The sequence below is a fragment of the Chryseobacterium sp. 1B4 genome, assembly GCF_036631475.1.
Lineage (GTDB): Bacteria > Bacteroidota > Bacteroidia > Flavobacteriales > Weeksellaceae > Chryseobacterium.
Genome location: NZ_JAPNUF010000004.1, coordinates 1 through 17,728, shown reverse-complemented (window position 1 = coordinate 17,728; position 17,728 = coordinate 1). Strand labels below are relative to the sequence as shown.

14 protein-coding genes and 2 pseudogenes are annotated in these 17,728 nt (G+C 35.7%); all 16 read right to left on the bottom strand.

Annotated elements, in window-relative coordinates:
• Positions 1–2,210: pseudogene (locus OWR28_RS03295) on the bottom strand (RelA/SpoT family protein).
• 109 nt (positions 2,211–2,319) lie between these two features.
• Positions 2,320–2,685 carry a hypothetical protein gene (locus OWR28_RS03290; protein ID WP_332385486.1) on the bottom strand — a complete coding sequence of 122 codons (366 nt, stop codon included), beginning with the start codon at positions 2,683–2,685 and terminating at the stop codon, positions 2,320–2,322.
• A gap of 328 nt (positions 2,686–3,013) precedes the next feature.
• Positions 3,014–3,340 (bottom strand): hypothetical protein, encoded by a 327-nt coding sequence (locus OWR28_RS03285; protein ID WP_332385485.1) that lies wholly within the window; start codon positions 3,338–3,340, stop codon positions 3,014–3,016.
• Entirely contained in the window at positions 3,340–4,083 is a 744-nt protein-coding gene (locus OWR28_RS03280) for a hypothetical protein (protein ID WP_332385484.1), read from the bottom strand. Before OWR28_RS03280 ends, OWR28_RS03285 begins: the two co-directional genes overlap by 1 nt.
• On the bottom strand, positions 4,070–4,309 hold the full coding sequence (locus tag OWR28_RS03275) for an RHS repeat-associated core domain-containing protein (RefSeq protein ID WP_332385483.1): 240 nt from the start codon (positions 4,307–4,309) through the stop codon (positions 4,070–4,072). Before OWR28_RS03275 ends, OWR28_RS03280 begins: the two co-directional genes overlap by 14 nt.
• Positions 4,310–4,545: 236 nt before the next feature.
• Positions 4,546–4,926, bottom strand: coding sequence for a hypothetical protein (locus OWR28_RS03270; protein WP_332385482.1), 381 nt, complete (start codon positions 4,924–4,926; stop codon positions 4,546–4,548).
• A 6-nt stretch (positions 4,927–4,932) separates the two neighbouring features.
• The gene (locus OWR28_RS03265; protein ID WP_332385481.1) at positions 4,933–8,268 is read right to left on the bottom strand and encodes a DUF6443 domain-containing protein; all 3,336 of its coding nucleotides are present in this window, start codon (positions 8,266–8,268) and stop codon (positions 4,933–4,935) included.
• Positions 8,269–8,272: 4 nt separating this feature from the next.
• Complete coding sequence (locus OWR28_RS03260; protein WP_332385480.1) at positions 8,273–9,103, bottom strand: RHS repeat domain-containing protein; 831 nt, start codon at positions 9,101–9,103, stop codon at positions 8,273–8,275.
• Between the two features lie 333 nt (positions 9,104–9,436).
• Entirely contained in the window at positions 9,437–10,165 is a 729-nt protein-coding gene (locus OWR28_RS03255; RefSeq protein WP_332385479.1) for a hypothetical protein, read from the bottom strand.
• Between the two features lie 14 nt (positions 10,166–10,179).
• Positions 10,180–11,580, bottom strand: coding sequence for a hypothetical protein (locus OWR28_RS03250; RefSeq protein WP_332385478.1), 1,401 nt, complete (start codon positions 11,578–11,580; stop codon positions 10,180–10,182).
• 100 nt (positions 11,581–11,680) lie between these two features.
• Positions 11,681–12,265, bottom strand: coding sequence for an RHS repeat domain-containing protein (locus tag OWR28_RS03245; RefSeq protein ID WP_332385477.1), 585 nt, complete (start codon positions 12,263–12,265; stop codon positions 11,681–11,683).
• 8 nt (positions 12,266–12,273) lie between these two features.
• Positions 12,274–13,074 carry a hypothetical protein gene (locus OWR28_RS03240; protein WP_332385476.1) on the bottom strand — a complete coding sequence of 267 codons (801 nt, stop codon included), beginning with the start codon at positions 13,072–13,074 and terminating at the stop codon, positions 12,274–12,276.
• A 26-nt stretch (positions 13,075–13,100) separates the two neighbouring features.
• A complete protein-coding gene (locus tag OWR28_RS03235) occupies positions 13,101–14,531 on the bottom strand; it encodes a hypothetical protein (protein WP_332385475.1) in 1,431 nt (476 codons plus the stop codon).
• Positions 14,532–14,536: 5 nt separating this feature from the next.
• Positions 14,537–15,796, bottom strand: a complete 1,260-nt coding sequence (locus OWR28_RS03230) for a T9SS type A sorting domain-containing protein (protein ID WP_332385474.1) — start codon at positions 15,794–15,796, stop codon at positions 14,537–14,539.
• Positions 15,789–16,157: a hypothetical protein gene (locus tag OWR28_RS03225; RefSeq protein ID WP_332385473.1), complete on the bottom strand. Its 369-nt coding sequence runs from the start codon at positions 16,155–16,157 to the stop codon at positions 15,789–15,791. The genes OWR28_RS03230 and OWR28_RS03225 overlap by 8 nt, the downstream gene beginning before the upstream one ends.
• 268 nt (positions 16,158–16,425) lie before the next feature.
• A pseudogene (locus OWR28_RS03220) lies at positions 16,426–17,728 on the bottom strand (acetate--CoA ligase); the annotation flags it as partial.

Below are 17,728 nucleotides of genomic sequence, written 5' to 3'. Positions count from 1 at the left end.
CTATGATTGTAGTCGTCTCACTCTGGAAACACCATTAATACTTTTAAGTTTTCTAAAGGTCTCTTCAAGCTGACCTTTATTTTTGACTTCCAGATTGATATTTCCTGTGAAAACACCGTTGTTGGATTCAATGGACATACTTTTCATATCCATTCCCATACTTCCGCTGATGACCGTTGTGATATCATTGATCATCCCCATTCTGTCCAGTCCTTCAATCTCAATTTTCACCCTGTTTTTGAAGCTTTCCGCATTCACCCATTTAGCAGGAATAACACGGTAGTCATACTGGGCCCTCAGATTAATGGCATTCGGGCAGTTGTCACTGTGTACCTTGATTCCATCTGAAATGGTGATAAATCCGAAAATTTTATCTCCCGGAATTACGGTACAGCATTTGGCATAGCTGTAGTTAAGCTTCTCTTCATCCTTCCCAAAGACAATCATATCAAGGTTTTCCTCTTTCGGTTCCTCGAAATGCTGGCTTTTATTGGGTGATTTTCTGAATCTTGAAAGTAAATTATTGAATACGTTTTTACTTTCTATATATCTTCTCAGGCTGCTGACATCCAGCTCATTGCTTTGGAATTTAAGGAACAGTTCCTGAGATGATTTTAAATTGAAGAACTTTTGCAGCTTGTTAATTTCTTCATCATTGAAATTGATTTTTGCATGACGGAGCTTTCGCTGCAGGATTTCTTTTCCTTCTTCTACAAGCTGATTTTTCTGAGAATTCAGATAACTCTTGATTTTGGACTTGGCTTTTGAGGTCACCACAAATTCCAGCCAGTCAGATTTTGGTTTCTGATTTTGAGAGGAAAGGATGTCTACCTGATCTCCGTTTTGAAGGATATAGGAAATAGGAACAAGCTTACCGTTGATTTTAGCTCCTAAACATTTCATTCCCAGATCGGAGTGAACAGAGAAGGCGAAGTCCAGAGCCGTAGCATTGGTCGGAAGGATTTTAATCTCTCCTTTTGGCGTAAAGACAAATACTTCTTTGGAATATAGGTTAAGCTTAATATTGTCCAAAAGTTCCGAAGTGGAAAGGTTCTGCTGTTGCTCCAGCACTTCACGGATTTCAGTGACCCACTTTTCAAAGTTTCTGTCATCGGAGCTCTGCTTATACCCTTCTTTGTATTTGTAGTGGGCGGCAACCCCTTTTTCAGCGATTTCGTCCATCCTTTCTGAACGGATCTGTACTTCAATCCACTTTTTGTCAGGTCCTAAAACCGTTAAGTGCAAGCTCTCGTATCCTGTAGAACGGGGCTGGGTAATCCAGTCACGCATTCTTGAAGGGTTACTGTGGTATACATCCGTAACGATAGAGTAGATCTTCCAGGCAAGGAATTTTTCATTTTTGGCATCCGATTTATAAATAATTCTGATAGCATAGTTGTCAAAAACTTCTTCAAAGGAAACTCCCTGCTTCAGCATTTTTCTGTAAATAGAGGAGATGGCTTTTGCTCGGCCTTTGATTTTAAAGTTTAAACCTTCTTCATGTAATCTTTCGGATACTTCTTTCTTGAACTCTTCAATATATCTTTCACGGCTTTCTTTGGCTAATTCCAGTTTTTCCGTGATTTCGTTATAAACTTCAGGATTGTTATATTTTAAAGAAAGATCTTCCAGCTCAGATTTGATGTTATACAAACCAAGACGGTGAGCCATTGGAGCATAAATATAAACCGTTTCAGAAGCGATTTTTTTCTGCTTATCGGGGGCCATACTCTCCAGGGTCCGCATATTGTGGAGGCGGTCTGCAATTTTAATCAGGATTACCCTGAAGTCTTCGGATAAGGTCAGTAACAGTTTTCTGTAGTTTTCAGACTGCACAGAGATATTCTGATGGTTCATGATGGAAATCTTGGTGAGTCCATTCACGATATTGGCAATCTTTTCTCCAAAGATTTTCTTCAGATCTTCGTAGGTATAATCGGAATCTTCAATCACATCATGCAAAAGCGCACAGGCAATAGAAGTAGCACCCAGACCAATTTCCGTCGCTACAATTTTAGCAACAGCAATAGGGTGGTAGATGTAAGGTTCCCCGATTTCCTCCTTTGATCCTTGTGGGCATCCAGAGCGATATCGAATGCCTTCCGGATGAGTTTGTTATTTTCCTCATCCAACGTTCTGTATGTGTTAGAAATCAGGTCCTTATATCTTGCAAGGATTTCCTTATTCTCTTGTTCTAAATCGTAACTCATTTGTGCACATGCCTATAATTAGACGAAAATACGAAATTTTTTACTTTTTTCAAACATAAAAGATCCGCAGCATAGACTATGGATCTCCGGTTATCAGGTTTTTATATGATTAGAATTTTACTTCAGAATTCATCCCGTCGCTTGATGTTTTAATCTTAATGTCAGGACTGTTATGAATTTCTGCTCTGTTTCTTGCGTCGATATATTTTTTGATCGTATCATAATTTGTTTCACTGACGCTCATATTTTCAAATAAGTATGATTTCAGGGCCGCATTCTGAATAAATACATTCCGTGCAAGGTCAATCTGTGTATTATCTTTTACCGTAACACTTGCCAGGTACTGTGAATTATTAGAATCACTATTAAGGTATATAATGTAATCTTCATTTTCAAATCCCGAATTTTCCAGATCACCCTCCAGTTTTTTGTAGTCGCTGTGATGCTCAAATAGTCCAGCTAATATATTTGACATAGTTAATTGGTTTTAAGTTACCATTAAAGTTACTAATAATTTTCCGATTATCATTGCATTTGAGCCAATAAAATTTGTTAATTAATATTTTGTTTTTAATAGATAGAGGTAATGTTTGAAAATAATTATTGAACGGGTGTTTAATTTTAGTAATTGGATAATATTTCTCTTTTGAAAACTTTTCGTCTCTTTAGTTTTGTTTTCTATTTAAAATTGAAAGTAAAACAAAAAACCTCACAATTTGCGAGGGTTTTCTTAATTACAGACACGAGCGAGACGCTTGCGCCAGCGGGGAGTAATAGAGTAACTCCATTTTCTCTTTTATCAATTAATACTGATAAGATTTCATTTCTCCATTTCTATAAACATAAATACTATCTTCACCTTTACGCTTAACTATACTGTCATTTTTTTGGAAACGGCCATATTTATACATATTAAACTGTAATCTTTTTCTGTCCATAAGTATTAAAACAGTAACTCCATGATTTGAATAATCCCTATACATACTATCTATTGTTCCTGAAAATTCAGTATTCAAATTCTGTTCTTTTCTCCTTTCAGGTTCTTTTTTCTGATATTCTTTATAAAAGAAATATCCGATAATAACCATACCAAATATGCTGAGACCTGCAATATTTATAAACTTCTGCATTATTTACCAAATTTTTTAAGTTTTGAAGAATATGTTGTACCAAATTGCACACTGCCTCCTGCTGACAGCTTTGGATTTTTTAAAAAGTTCCAAAAGCCATTAGATAAACTTCCTCCTGTCATGGATACATTTCCATTTTCATCTTTTCTTGTTTCTCCATAATTTCCAGAAAATGGACCAATTCCCACTGCACCATTCCAGTAATTACCTCCTAAATTTGAGGTGGTTAAAGGACCATAACCTCCTTGACTGGTATATTCATTGTAAGCAAACCCTGCTCCAACATTTAATCCGTAAGATTTATATAGATTAATGTATATCCCTTTATCATAGTTTCCTCCAAAATAACCCACTTCAAAGCCAACCCCTGCTCCCACAGTAACTTCTCCTCCAAAACCAATGGTAAAGGGCTTATCAAGAACTTGCACGCCCCAGTTTCTACTAGATTCTATATTGGTGAAAAATTGTCCCTTCATACTTTCAGGGCCATCAGAAGCGTGATATTCAAAACTATTTGCATCTCCTGAAGACATATTTAACCAATCACCATCGCTATAAAGTGCAACTTTACCTATTGTTTCATCTCCATAGGTAACATTAAACTGTCCTTCTTTTCCTAAATATTCCCCTTCTACCAAACCTTGATCTTTCAGTGAATTAAATTGTTCTGCAGAAGTAATAGACGCATCATAAGTAAATGTCTTTTTTACTATCCCAGAACCAATCCGTTCACTGTCTTCCATCAGGATCAATAAATCTTATAGGATTATTAAATGCATAGTTATAAGGACTATGTCTTGTCATTTTCTCCGCCAGCGGATCCACTACGCCCCATCGTCCTAAGTCAGGCATATAAAACCTTGCTCCATAATCATACATCCCTGTTTCCTGCAATTCTTTACCATTGTACTTGTAATTCTTATAAGTTCCTTGTCCAAAATAGGCATTACCAGTTTTTAAATGGTTCACCCCAAATGGCTAATAATCATTACATTTGTAATTTCAAGAGCATCTGCGCTTTTTTCCCAAAGCTCACTCTCACATTTCCTAAGTGGGCTTATTTTTATCTGCTCAAAATTGCTTTGCGCAGAGGAAGTAATTACCATATTTTGATTATTCCTTTTTCATTTCCTGCCCCATTTATTTTAATTCTAATAGTATCCTGCAAATAGGATTGCTTCAAATATCCCCATACTACATCAGAGCTATCTAATTTTTTTATCCTGTGGAAAAATATCCAATGAAATAGAATCATTTTTGTTTCTTTCATAGTTCAAATTATATGGATATTTAGTATAAGTATCAATTCTTGTTTCTTCCATCGAATGATAGCCATATCTAAAACCCTTCTCAATATATGGTTTAAAATAAAATCCTTTCAAATTAGCGGAATCAATAATTTTATATTTCAGCTCTCTAACAAAAACTTTTCTTTGTTTTGATTTTTCAATATTTGAAGTATGAACTCTATACTTCCATTTCTGATATCCATACCACCCAACTGAAGAAGAAAAAATACCAAAAGAATAATACAAGAGTACACTAAATAGAATAATACTTATAAAGATTATAATTCCTTTTTTCATTTTACATCATTTATAATGTTCAACTCCTTTTTCATCAATTACAGGTCCTACTTCAAGCTTTCCAACTTTACGAACTTCTATTTCTTTATGTGTGGGAATAAAAAAACGATTATAGTAATTTACCCCTTTCTGGAGATTGTCTATAATTGCGTTGGGAGCAGGATTCACTTGATGTGGAACATACCAAGCATTATTAGTTCTTAAATCTACAATTTGATTAAAACAATTAAGCATTACATTTGCACAAGATTGCCCTATTACTTTATATTTCTTTGCACTAGCTGCTTCTGCTGCTTTTGCTTTTATCTTTTCATCTTCTTCTCTGGTTGTCTTAACAGTAACAAATTTATCGTAATGGTGCTGTTCATTAGGGTTTATATTATTCGCCTTTAACATTGCCTGTTTAGGACTCAATCCCTTTCCTAAAAATGTGCCGATATCAGGATTTTTAGAATCGCCGTATGGCTTACTTCCTTCACCTGTTCCATTCATTGAATAATAATACCAACCATCTCTTTCATTTCCTACAATAACAGCTCCATGTCCGGCTACGGGTACAGCTTTAGAATCCGCAAGAAATATTACGTCTCTTCCATCTGGGTCAATACCATTAATAGGATCATTTACAACGTAAGCATATGGAGTATGACGATTAAATTTCTCTGAAAGCTCATCCACCACACCCCATCGTCCTAAGTCAGGCATATAAAACCTTGCTCCATAATCATACATCCCTGTTTCCTGCAATTCTTTACCATTGTACTTATAATTATACGGAACTCCTCCAAAAGGAACCGGTACAATAGTTCCGTTCTGGTGCTTTAACCCAAAAGGATAATAGTTATTGGCATCAATAACCTCCAGTGCAGTACCATTATTCTTATAGCTCACTCTTATATTGCCTAAATGATCCGTGTAATTGTAAATATACTTATTTTCCGTAAAATCATAATACCCTTCTGAGGTAGGTACAAATTTCAATACCGGAACGGTGTAAAGAGAGGCTGACGTATCATAGGCATGTCTGTTATCATACTGGAAACCATCTAGATAATTGGTTTCTATGGACCCGTTATTACTGTATGTTTTAGAGACTTTTGTTCCGTCTGCCCTGTAGGTGTAGCTGGTTGTAGAGCTATCCATTATCCCTGCATTAACTGCAATACTATTGGGCAGATTCAGGTAATTGTAACTGATCTTCATTTTTTTATCAGGATGATCCGTCATATTCCCATTAAGGTTATAGGCCATGGTTCCCTGCAAAGCATTATATCCTGAACTGTTGTTAATGACACCGGGAGGGAGGGTAATTTTGTCCAGGGTATTACTTTTGTCCCCATTCTGATAGTTGTAGACCAGATCATCAATCTTCTCTGCGATAGTTCCCCCGGAAACAGGCACTGAAAATCTTTTTAACGTTTTAATATTTCCATTGAGATCATAAGTAAGCTCTTCATTAAAATAATTATTCTGGGCTACAGAAGAATTGGGCTCGGAATATACTCCTTTTAACATCCTGTTTAAAGGATCATACTGGTAATTGTATCTTTTCAATCCCTCTGCACTGGAAATATTCCAATCAATCTCAGCGATATTTCCATTAAATCTTCCTGGTGATGTATTGGTATACACAGGATTGGTATACTTTATCTCATATCCAAATAACTTTCCGTTCAGGTTGGCAGGATCATTCATTTTGGTCATCCAGCCCCTGATATTATATTGGTAAGCAATGGTCTGCAATGGAGATGCAGCAGCGGTTCCTCCTACTTTCTTGGATTCCAGCTGGGAAATTTCATTGTATTTATTCTGGGCAAGGTATTCCACAGGGTTGCTGCCAACCTGGTGGGTGTGGGTCAGAAGCCTGTTCTGGGAATCATAGGTGAATTTTTCTACGATAAGCTTTTCGGGATCTGCAGCAGCTCTCTTATGGTAAGTATTGGTTTGAAGGACTGCCCCGGCAAAATCAAGCTTATTGTTTACTACAGTATAGCCACCCAAATGGTTGTTGCTTCTGGAACCAATGTTTCTTCCTTTGGTATCATACCAGATAAAATTCTTCGTCCACTGATCATCTTCTATATTTTTAATATAGGAAGCGGTAAGCAGTCCTTTGGTAGTTTGTGCATTAGCCGGATTATCCGTAAGAAGAGGCTGGGCAAATACATTGGTAACTGCAGATGAACCCGGAGGATAAGTGTCATAATAATTAACGCTTAAAACCTGGGTAACATTGGTAGGAGTAGAAACCTTAGTATAATATACAGGCATACCGTTTAAAGTCAAACCAGCTGTAGCAGTTCTGGTTTCATACAAATTAACATTGATATTGGCACTGTTTTGCATTGACACCCTGCTGGAGGTACTGCTTGTTATTCCAGTATAAATGACTCTTCCAAACTGGTCATATTTAGTGAAAAGCCATTGTCCTTTTCCTTTAAGCTCGGTATCCTGGGTCAGGATAAGCCGGTCAGCTTTATTATATACCATATATTCCCAGCCCTTACCAGGAAGCTTTTTCTCCACTAAACGGCCTCTTCCATCATAGCGGTACTGGTAGCAAAGAGCATTAAGCAGGTCGTCTGTCAGACTCTGATTAACAGCCTTGGGAGGAATAACAAAAGCCAGCTGGTCATATTCATTATATACATAATAGGTGTCTGCATATTCTGTATCAGAAATCATTTTCCTTACCAAAATAGTTTGGCCCTGTCCGTTTTTATACTCATAGGTCCTGTTCCCGTCTTCATCTGTGACCATATTCCTGTAGAGTTGATTGGCCTCACTATACGCAGATACCGTTAAAGTCGTTTTAGTGGCTCCGTTTTCCCATACCGTTGCAGGAACAAATTTGTAGACATCATTTCCTATATTGGCAGAATATTCAAACTTTACCGATTTTCCGTTCCAGTCATTTCCCACCGGTCTCTGTTCCAGGACCCGGTCTAAAGGTGAATTCTCCAGAACCTTCTCTGAATAGATTTTTTCATTACCATAAGTGGTGGGGTACACTCCCAATGGGCCGGAATAATAGTTTCCATTGCTGGTAGAAAGCTGGGGAACAGGCAGGTAATCTTTTACCTGTCTTCCGAACTGGTCATACTCGATATGAGTGACAACATCTCTTCCCAGAGGTGAAGCCTGTAAGTTGACAATCTGCTTAGGCCTTCCCAATCCATCTAAATACTGGACTGTTTCCGAGGATTTTGTAGGGGAAGTTCCGTTATAATCCAGATACGTTTTGGTCTGAATATAATTTTCATTGCTTGAAATGATTGAAAGCTGGGCATAGCTTATATTGGATAAGAGCAATGCTCCTATAGGTATTATGAGTTTTTTCATCAGTTTAGTTTTTATAGTTGTATTTCATTTCTTTCAGCACTTTGCCATTCACATCAATTACTTTTTCAAGTCGGTTAGCCGAATCATAACTATAGCTTTCGGTAATTCCTGATGGTGGTGTGATGCTTCTTACTCCTACTAAAGGGTCATAAGTATAAGTAGTGATCTGATAACCGGATAATGCGGTATTACTTCTGAAGGTATTCAATGCTGATAAGAAGGCTGTTTCATCATTGTTCACGCCTGCTGATGCATCTGTATTGGAGGCTGTCACAATAGAATCAATGAATGACTGCTGGATATCTGCTAATTTAGCGCCTTCTATTTTGGCAATGGGCTGAGTTTGGTTATACCCCCAGATGATGACTGTGGAAAGGCCATCCTTGGTGATGTATTGCTGGAGGTTTCCTTTGCTGTCATATTTATCGTAAGTCACTTCAGTAGAAACAACATTTTGTAAATCAGTGGAGACAACAGAGCTTGGAAGTAAATTCAAAGGGTTGTCATATTTGGTTTCCGTATTCGATACTATTACATTATCCTTTTTTGTTATAGTCTGCAGCGGAATACCTATTATATTGGCGTTTATCAGCTTCTGATTATTTTTCTCATGAGCATAGCTATAATTAATCTCCATCGTATTCTGTTCTGGTAAAATTGTTTTTTGGGAAGTCAGTTGGTAATGAGAGGTATTGTTATAAGAATAATTTGTCGTTGTTATTAGTTTCTTATATGAAGAATCATTGTTTTCATCTATAGGGATATTATCGAAATATAATGTTTCTATTTTACTATTCAGAGGAATAGAATAAGATTTTCTAGGAAGGTAGAACAAAGCTAAATTAGTTATAATGTTATTTGGATCTTGTCCAGATGAAAAATAAAATTGCTCATATACGGGTTTTCCCATTAAATTGTAAGTTGTTTTATACTCTTTAAAGTCATAATTAAAAACGGTTTTTTGTTTCATGTAAGCTTTCCCATTGATTAAGCTGGAAAAAATTCTATTTTCTATTAGTTTTCCATTATAATCTTCATATAAAATACTACGGTTAAAGTCTTTTACAGCAGAACCTGTGATTAAGTTAAGATCAGAAGCATCTCCATAGAAAGTTGTACCCGTAGCAGGAGGAGGAGAATAAAAATATCTGTCGTATCAAAAACCCATCTATAAATTTTTTTCTTCTCCTCCTTTTTCAAAATTATCTCCTCCATAACTAATGGTAACCACAGGAAAAGAAGGCAGGTTATCAAAATAATCATTTGAATTTTGAGATGAAAGTATAGTTTGTTGAATAACTTTTGGGGTAAATGTAGGTGATCCATTACCATCCGTACAACCAGCCAAATCATAAAGGTAAGTAGTATATCCACCTATCTGATAAAGATTATTAGGAAGAAGATCAGGTTTGTTAATATTATCAAATGAAGTATAGTATAATCTTTTAATGTTTGTGATATTATTACCATCAAAATCATAGATTTTTTTAAGTCTTAGTCCTACTTTATTTACTTCTGCATATTTATTTTTATAAGAAATATCATAATAACCAATATCATGGTAATTAGGTCTTAATAATTTCATAATAAATTTATACTTTTTATTCTTATTAGTTGTAAAATCAAAATTTACCGTCTTTTCAGATGGACCTTCTTGAAGGAAACCAGGTTTAGGCAGTATTAAACTCTGATCATACAAAACTTCATTTGTTACAGCATCAAGTATTTTGAAATTAGCAGTATAATTACTTGGAGGGCCACTTATAAAATGTTGAGATATAAATAATTTAATACTAATTTTGTCATCCATTACTTCACTGCCATCTATAAATGAAGAAGTCTCATTTCCTCCTGGAACTATATCAGCATCAAGCTCACCAGATCTTCCATCATACAAAAGTTCTTTTTGCCCTAATCCTTCATATTCAAAAAAGTTTTGCCTTTAGTTGGATAGGTTATTGATTTAAGTGTTCCTTTTACAGCATAATCAAAATTTGATCTTCTATCAGACAATCCTGCAACTTCAGGAAATGGAGTACCAGTTCCATCACCAATTAATAAATTGAGATCAGGTAATAATGTAGAGGAATATTTTCCATTATAATAACCATACAAGTCTGTACTACGACTCATCCTTGCAGGTATAGCAAGCGGATCATTATATTCAAAAAGATACTCATTATTAAATATTTTAGTATCATTTATAAAATCATATATTTTAATATTTGACAGGAAAAATCTTTTTTTTAAGGGAGCGTCTAGATAAATAAAATTAAACTCTTTTTGCTTTTTGTTATTTCTATTGTTAAATATTTCTATTGAAGATAACTTATCAACATCTAAGGAATCGTAATTAATCTTAATGGTAGTTTGGCTCCCTTTAATAAAAGATAGAACTCGAGCATCAGATATTTTTAAAACAAATCCAGAATAAGTTTTATTCGATCCTAATGGTCTAACTGAATTTACACAATCTTGAAAAGTCTGAGTTCTGATAGTTTTCCATTCAGTTTCTGAAATAGGAGTTGTTTTTGGTCCAATATTTTTATATTCAAAACTTATTTCGTTGTCTTGTACACTTTGTATTTTTGTTAAATAAAAACTTGTAAATCCACTAAATTCTGGAGCATCTCTCACAAATGTTTTTTCAATAGCATCACTTCCCCCAAAGTAGTATTTTATTCCTTCATTTGTTGTTAATTTAAACTCATGCGTAATTTTAAAATCCCCTATTGTTTCTATTTTAAATTGATGACTGTTTGCTAATAATACAGGGTTTAAATCTTTATCTAAATAAAAACTACCAGTAAGGCCATTAACCGAAATATTAAATATATCTACTTCATTATCGAAAGTTGTATCTTTAATATAACTATTCAATAAAATCGCATTGGCTGAGCCATTTGGAGATTGTGTTAAAGTATTGATTCCATATAAGTTATCGAAAATTAATCTTTTAGACGGAAGTTGCATTTCATCAGGTAAATCATATATTGTCCTGGTAATTACACCACCCATATCAAGAAGCCAGCTAACCCCAACATTATTAGGGATATCATTTACTTTAACACCCAGCTTTGAATATTTAAGCTCAATATTATTGAATATATCTTTCTCATTTATTTTTGCAATAGGAATGTTTATTTGAGCCATTCCTTTGTATTCATTAAGTGGCTGATTTCCATATGAAATTATTTCTCCTGATTGTGGAGAAGGAGGAACAATATTAGTTAACTCATTTCCAATATGATGTTGAGAACACACAATTTCATAAAAAAATAGACTAAATATAGAAAGTGTTATCTTTTTCATTTCTTAATAGTTTTTTTTAGCTTTTGCCATTGTTCCCTCCTGAGACTTGGCAGTTCCATAAGGAGAATTCCTATAGGAATTAATATTCTTTTTATGGGTTTTAGTTTTTATAGTTGTATTTCATTTCTTTCAGCACTTTACCATTCACGTCAATCACTTTTTCAAGTCGGTTAGCCGAATCATAACTATAGCTTTCGGTAATTCCTGATGGTGGGGTGATGCTTCTTACTCCTACGAAAGGGTCATAAGTATAAGTAGTGATCTGATAACCGGATAATGCGGTATTACTTCTGAAGGTATTCAATGCTGATAAAAATGAAGTCTCATCATTATTAGCTGTAGCAGATGCATCTGTATTGGAAGCTGTCACAATGGAATCTATTAAGGACTGCTGAATATCCGATAATTTAGCTCCTACTATTTTCGCAATAGGCTGGGTCAGGTTATAGCCCCAGATGATGACTGTGGAAATACCGTCTTTTGTAGTGTATTGTTGAAGATTTCCTTGGGAATCATATTGGTCATACACAATATCTGTAGATGGAATATCCTGAAGATCATAAGATAGCCCTGAACTTGGAAACAGATTAGTAGCATTATCATATTTAGTTTCTACACGAGATAGTGTTTTACCATTGAAAGTTTCTTTTTTCTCTAATAGATATTTATAAATATTTTTATCCAATAATTTGTTCAATAACTTAGCTTGTGGATAAAAATAATAAGTTTCATACACCCTCTTTCTGTAGTTTCTTTAGCATAATCTACATTGAAGTCAAACTGGTTTATCTGTGTTTCTTTTAACGAAGTGACAAATCTATTTTGAGGAAAATAAAGCGTATTTGTAATCTTATGATTTCGGACATATATAGGATTAAGTTTTATATACCCGCTAGGCTGCTCCACCATAATAGGCGTGGCAGATAAGGCTTGCGTAGTATATTCATGGCTTTCTGAAGCTATCATTTGGTTAGCTGAGTCAAACATTTCTTTCTTTTTTAACAATCCTCGATTATTAATATCTTCCATATAATCGAGATTATCCGCATAACTGTTAGTCATAGAGGGGTTTATATCATCCATGCCAAGGAAAGTATATTTAGTATATCCTCCATCACGATCTACTTCTTTCACATTTTTATAGATGATATTTCTGTTGAGTTCATATCCTCCATACATTGTTATAAAATCCGAGCTTTTTTTAAAACTATTGAACAGAGAAGGTACACCACTGGAACTATTGATATCCGAAAACTTCTCATAGTAATAGGTTTTAGAGTTAGAAGGCTTGACTGAAAATTCAGTATCAAAATATTCTATACTTTTAATTCTTACCCCATATTTACTTATATAGCTTTGAGGATACTCTGCCTCCGTTTTTTCTGAAACAGATAAAGATCCAACACCAGTCGTGTTTCCCGAAATCGTAATGCTATGTTGACCTTCCAACACTTCGGGCATATATATTCTTCCATAGCCATCAGCAGTCTGCATTACTGCCTGACCGTCTACAAAAAAGGTTATATTAGGAATTGCTTCAGGATCAAGTAAAGGATTTGGGTCATAACCATTGACCTGAAAACAAAAACAAGTGCCCTATAATTATATTGAGGATTTCCAGTCGTTGTTACGTTAAAAGCGAAAGTATTGTTAATTTTTGTATCGAAACTGAAAGAAGTAATTGGTTTAAAATAATATGATTCTTTTCCGCTAATGTATCCTATTCCCGAAATCCAGGATGGAATTTCAAATTGGTTGGATTCAAAATTAAATTTAACATAGCCTTTAGTAGGCAAGATCATTTTTGACAAACTTCCAATGGCAGAATATTTTGGATTATCAATCCATTCTCTTATAGGCTCAGGATCAGTAGGACATACATCAAACCCAAAATTAGGCGATGGTCCATAATTTCTGTCAGTTCCTGTTGTATTATAAACAAATGATCGGGATTCAATTTCATTTCCCTGGCTATTTTTCTTAGTGATCTTATCGAGCGTTGTTGTATTATAAGTAACAGTATTACCGAATTCGTATTTATAATAAGCAAAACCTCCATATTCCAAATCGAGTTGCTGTACAAGTCTGTTTTGTGTGTCTTTTAATTCTACTTTTTTGACACGGTAACAATCTGCCATATTAGTGGTATTGGACTTATATCTATTCTCTGGAAAATAATCATATTCAATATTAATTATTCCATAATCTTTAGAAATGATTTTTTTAGGTTTATAATCCATCATAGCGAGTTGATATTCTGAGTAAGGATATTCTGTATATTCAATATTAACAATTTCCTGATTCTGAGCATCCAATACTTTGGTTAAATAATAGGCCCCTGGATAAACTTCGTGATAATAATTTTCTATAGCTAAAACTTTTTTAAAAAAGTACTGATTACCATATTCATCAGTGATTTTAAAATCTAAAATATCATAGAATTTATTGGTCGAGTTAGTAAATTCAATTTTTTCCTTTGAAGTTCCTAAATTCTTAACGGTAATAGTACTACCACTTTTTATGAAAACAAACTTACCAGACATTCCAAATGCATTAAAATAAAATACATCATCGAACTGGAATAAATCCATATTCGTCAGTGGGTTATTCGCCGTTTTTTCATCCAATGCTCCAATGGTAACTTTAGAAATAGCATTATTAACATTCATCAGGCTCCATCCTAAACCAACATCGGAAGATTTTTGAAATCGGGCTGAGTTTTTAATGTGATAAGACATTCCCAGATTAATATTCACATTCTTATTTCTTGTTGGAAGACCAAAAACAGATACATCTATTTTTGGAGTACCTGTTGAAATATCAATGGGTGTATCTACATAAGTAGATAAATAAGAAAGAGTAGGTATAGGTTTATCGAATTCTGTAGGATTGCTTTGTGCTTTCAGGCATATACAAAATGCCAACAAAAGAAAAATAAAGTGTTTTCTCATGTGTATCATTTCTTAATTAGTTTAGCATTCGCCGTTTTGTTGTTATCAGTTTTTATCGTCACCAGATAGGCTCCCTGAACCAAAGCCTGGGTATTAATTTTAGTCACTTTATTCTTCGTTTTAATACTCTGAAGCTGTCTTCCGCTCATATCATACAACAGAATATCTGCATCCTTAAAATCAAAACCGATTTCTATGTAAGCATAGTCTGAAACAGGGTTTGGATAGATTTTGATATCGTATTTTTCAATTAACTGATCAACCTGTTTGTCTCCCAGTTTTACAATCTTCCAGTTTTCTTTCCCCAGCTCTTCTGCACTGGTTCCGGCCAGAACAATAGAACCGTCCCTGTTGAGTTTTAAATCAGATAGCCTCTCTGCTTTCTTCCTTGATTCTCCTTTGACGTGTTTTCTCCACTGCTCATTGCCATTCTGATCCAGATACAGCATCCAGAAGGTTTCATCATCCGTTTCTATTCTTCCTTCCGCCTGGGTATAACCTCCCAGCAGAATGCCTTTAGAACTCCCGTTTCCGTCTTCCTGCTTCCCGTTTATTACACTCATTCCCATCAGGATATCCCGGTTACCCAAATTGTAAGATTTCTGCCACTGCTCTTCGCCTCTTTCATCTAAAGAAATCAGCCAGAGGTCCGTTCCTTCTTCAATCCCTACGGTTTTATTGCCCGATCTTTCCGATCTGGATTCCCCGCCAATGATAAAGCCGGTTGAAGTTAAAGCAAGGGTTCTGATATGATCATCACCTTTTCCTCCGAAATTCTTTTCCCATTCTACTTTTCCGTTTTTGTCAAGCTTTACGATCCAGTAGTCGCCTTCACCGAAATTGTCGCTTTGTTTTTGTACCGTTGTCAGATGTCGGGTGTCGGATGTATTTTGAGGACTTTGTACATTATACATTTTACTTTGTACAGCTGAACTTCTTGAATACATTCCGAGTAACGCTCCTCCGTCTTTTGTTGGAATCATTTTCTCTACTTCATCCAAACCTTTTCCTCCTAAAATTACCTGTGAGAGTTCTTTTCCGTCTTTGTCCAGTTTTGTGATCAGAACATCTTTGGAGCCATATCCTTTTGAAGAGCCCTGTACGTTTCCGGCAACAAAGAATCCTTGATCTGTAGCCTGAATCACAGCTCTTGCTTCTTCATCTGCTGAAGTTCCTAGTGTTTTCTGCCATAATTCATCCCCAAATTCATTGATTCTGATCAGCCAGATATCTGAGCCTCCTTTGGAATCCTCTTTTTTATCCAACCCTTTTTCCCGAATAGCTGGTACCAGCCAGAAGAAATCCACCGTCCTGCGTGGTAACCGTTGCAGAGAGATAATCATGGTTTTGTCCTGAAAAGTATTTTTCCCAGACCTCTTCTCCCTGCTGGTTCAGTTTGATAAGATGAAAATCGTAACCGTTGTTCTGCTTACTTCCAGCCTCCGGCTTTCCGCTTCCTGACTGTATGGAACTTCCTGTGATAAGATATTGCTGATCAATGGTAGTGGTAACCTGACTTAGAAAATCCTGGGTAGAGGATTGGATATCTTTCTGCCATACCACTTCCTGGGCAGATACGCCCAGAACCATGCACAAAGTAAGTGCACTGAGATAAAACTTTCTCATTTTAATGTTTTTTTGAGTTAGTAATTAGCTTTTAAAACTTTGCGAAATTAACACTTTTTAAGATGCAAAAATCACATTAATGCGATTTAATGTAAAACCTGCTGTTAAATATTTAATTTCATTATTTATATTTGGCTTTATTTTATTCTGAAGCCAAAATATATACACGAAACGACAAAACTTGTCGTAATTTTTTAATTATAAAAATATAGACAAAAAGCCCCGGAAAATAATTCCCAGGGCCCACTATTGGTTAAATAATGATTAATTAAATTCTTTCGTTTTTGATTTCCTCTACAATTTCAGGATTTAAAAGGGTGGTAATATCTCCGAAGTTACTGAAGTCACCTTCAGCAATTTTTCTCAGGATTCTACGCATAATCTTTCCGGAACGCGTTTTTGGAAGTCCGGAAACAAACTGTATCTTGTCCAGCTTGGCAATCGGGCCGATCTGATCTGAAATCAGCTGGTTAATTTCTTTTTCAGGTTTTCCTTATCACGGCTTTCCCCGGTTTCTTTCAGCATTACATATCCATACAATGCATTTCCTTTGATATCGTGAGGATAGCCTACTATAGCCGATTCTGCAACAGCAGGGTGCTGATTGATGCTGTCTTCAATAGGTGCGGTTCCCAGGTTGTGGCCTGAAACGATGATCACATCATCTACACGTCCGGTAATTCTGTAATAACCAACTTCATCCCTTAATGCACCATCGCCGGTAAAATATTTGCCAGGAAAGGTTGTGAAGTAGGTTTCTTTATATCTCTGATGGTCTCCCCAGATGGTTCTTGCAATTCCCGGCCATGGAAAACGGATACAAAGATTTCCGGTTACCTGGTTACCTGTAATTTCATTTCGTTTATCATCCATCAGGACAGGTTGTACACCAGGTAATGGAAGGGTAGCATAGGTAGGTTTGGTTGGTGTCACAAAAGGAAGCGGTGAAATCATAATTCCTCCTGTTTCTGTCTGCCACCAGGTGTCTACAATAGGACATTTTTTTCTTCCGACATGGTCATTAAACCAATGCCATGCTTCATCGTTGATAGGTTCACCCACAGAGCCTATTACTTTAAGGGAGCTAAGATCATGCTTATCTACCCATTCTGCACTTTTGCTAAAGAACGGATGGCTGTAGGCGCAGTGTAAAACTGAGTGATCTTATGTTTTTCAATCACTTCCCAGAAACGATCCGGTTCAGGATAAGTAGGAACACCTTCGAAAATTACTGTAGTAGCGCCATTCAATAAAGGTCCGTAAAGGATATAAGAATGTCCGGTGATCCATCCGATATCCGCAGTACACCAATAGATATCGTTTTCCTTATAATTGAATACATTTTTAAAGGTATAAGCGGTGTATACCATATAGCCGGCGCAGGTATGAAGCATTCCTTTTGGCTTTCCTGTAGATCCGGAAGTATATAGAATGAAAAGGGGATCTTCAGAATCCATAATGACAGTGACGAAATCAGGAGAAGCTTTTTCGTACAAATCAGCCATCCAGTGATCTCTTCCTTCCTTCATCTTGATTTCATTGTGGGTTCTTTTTACCACAAGAACGCTTTC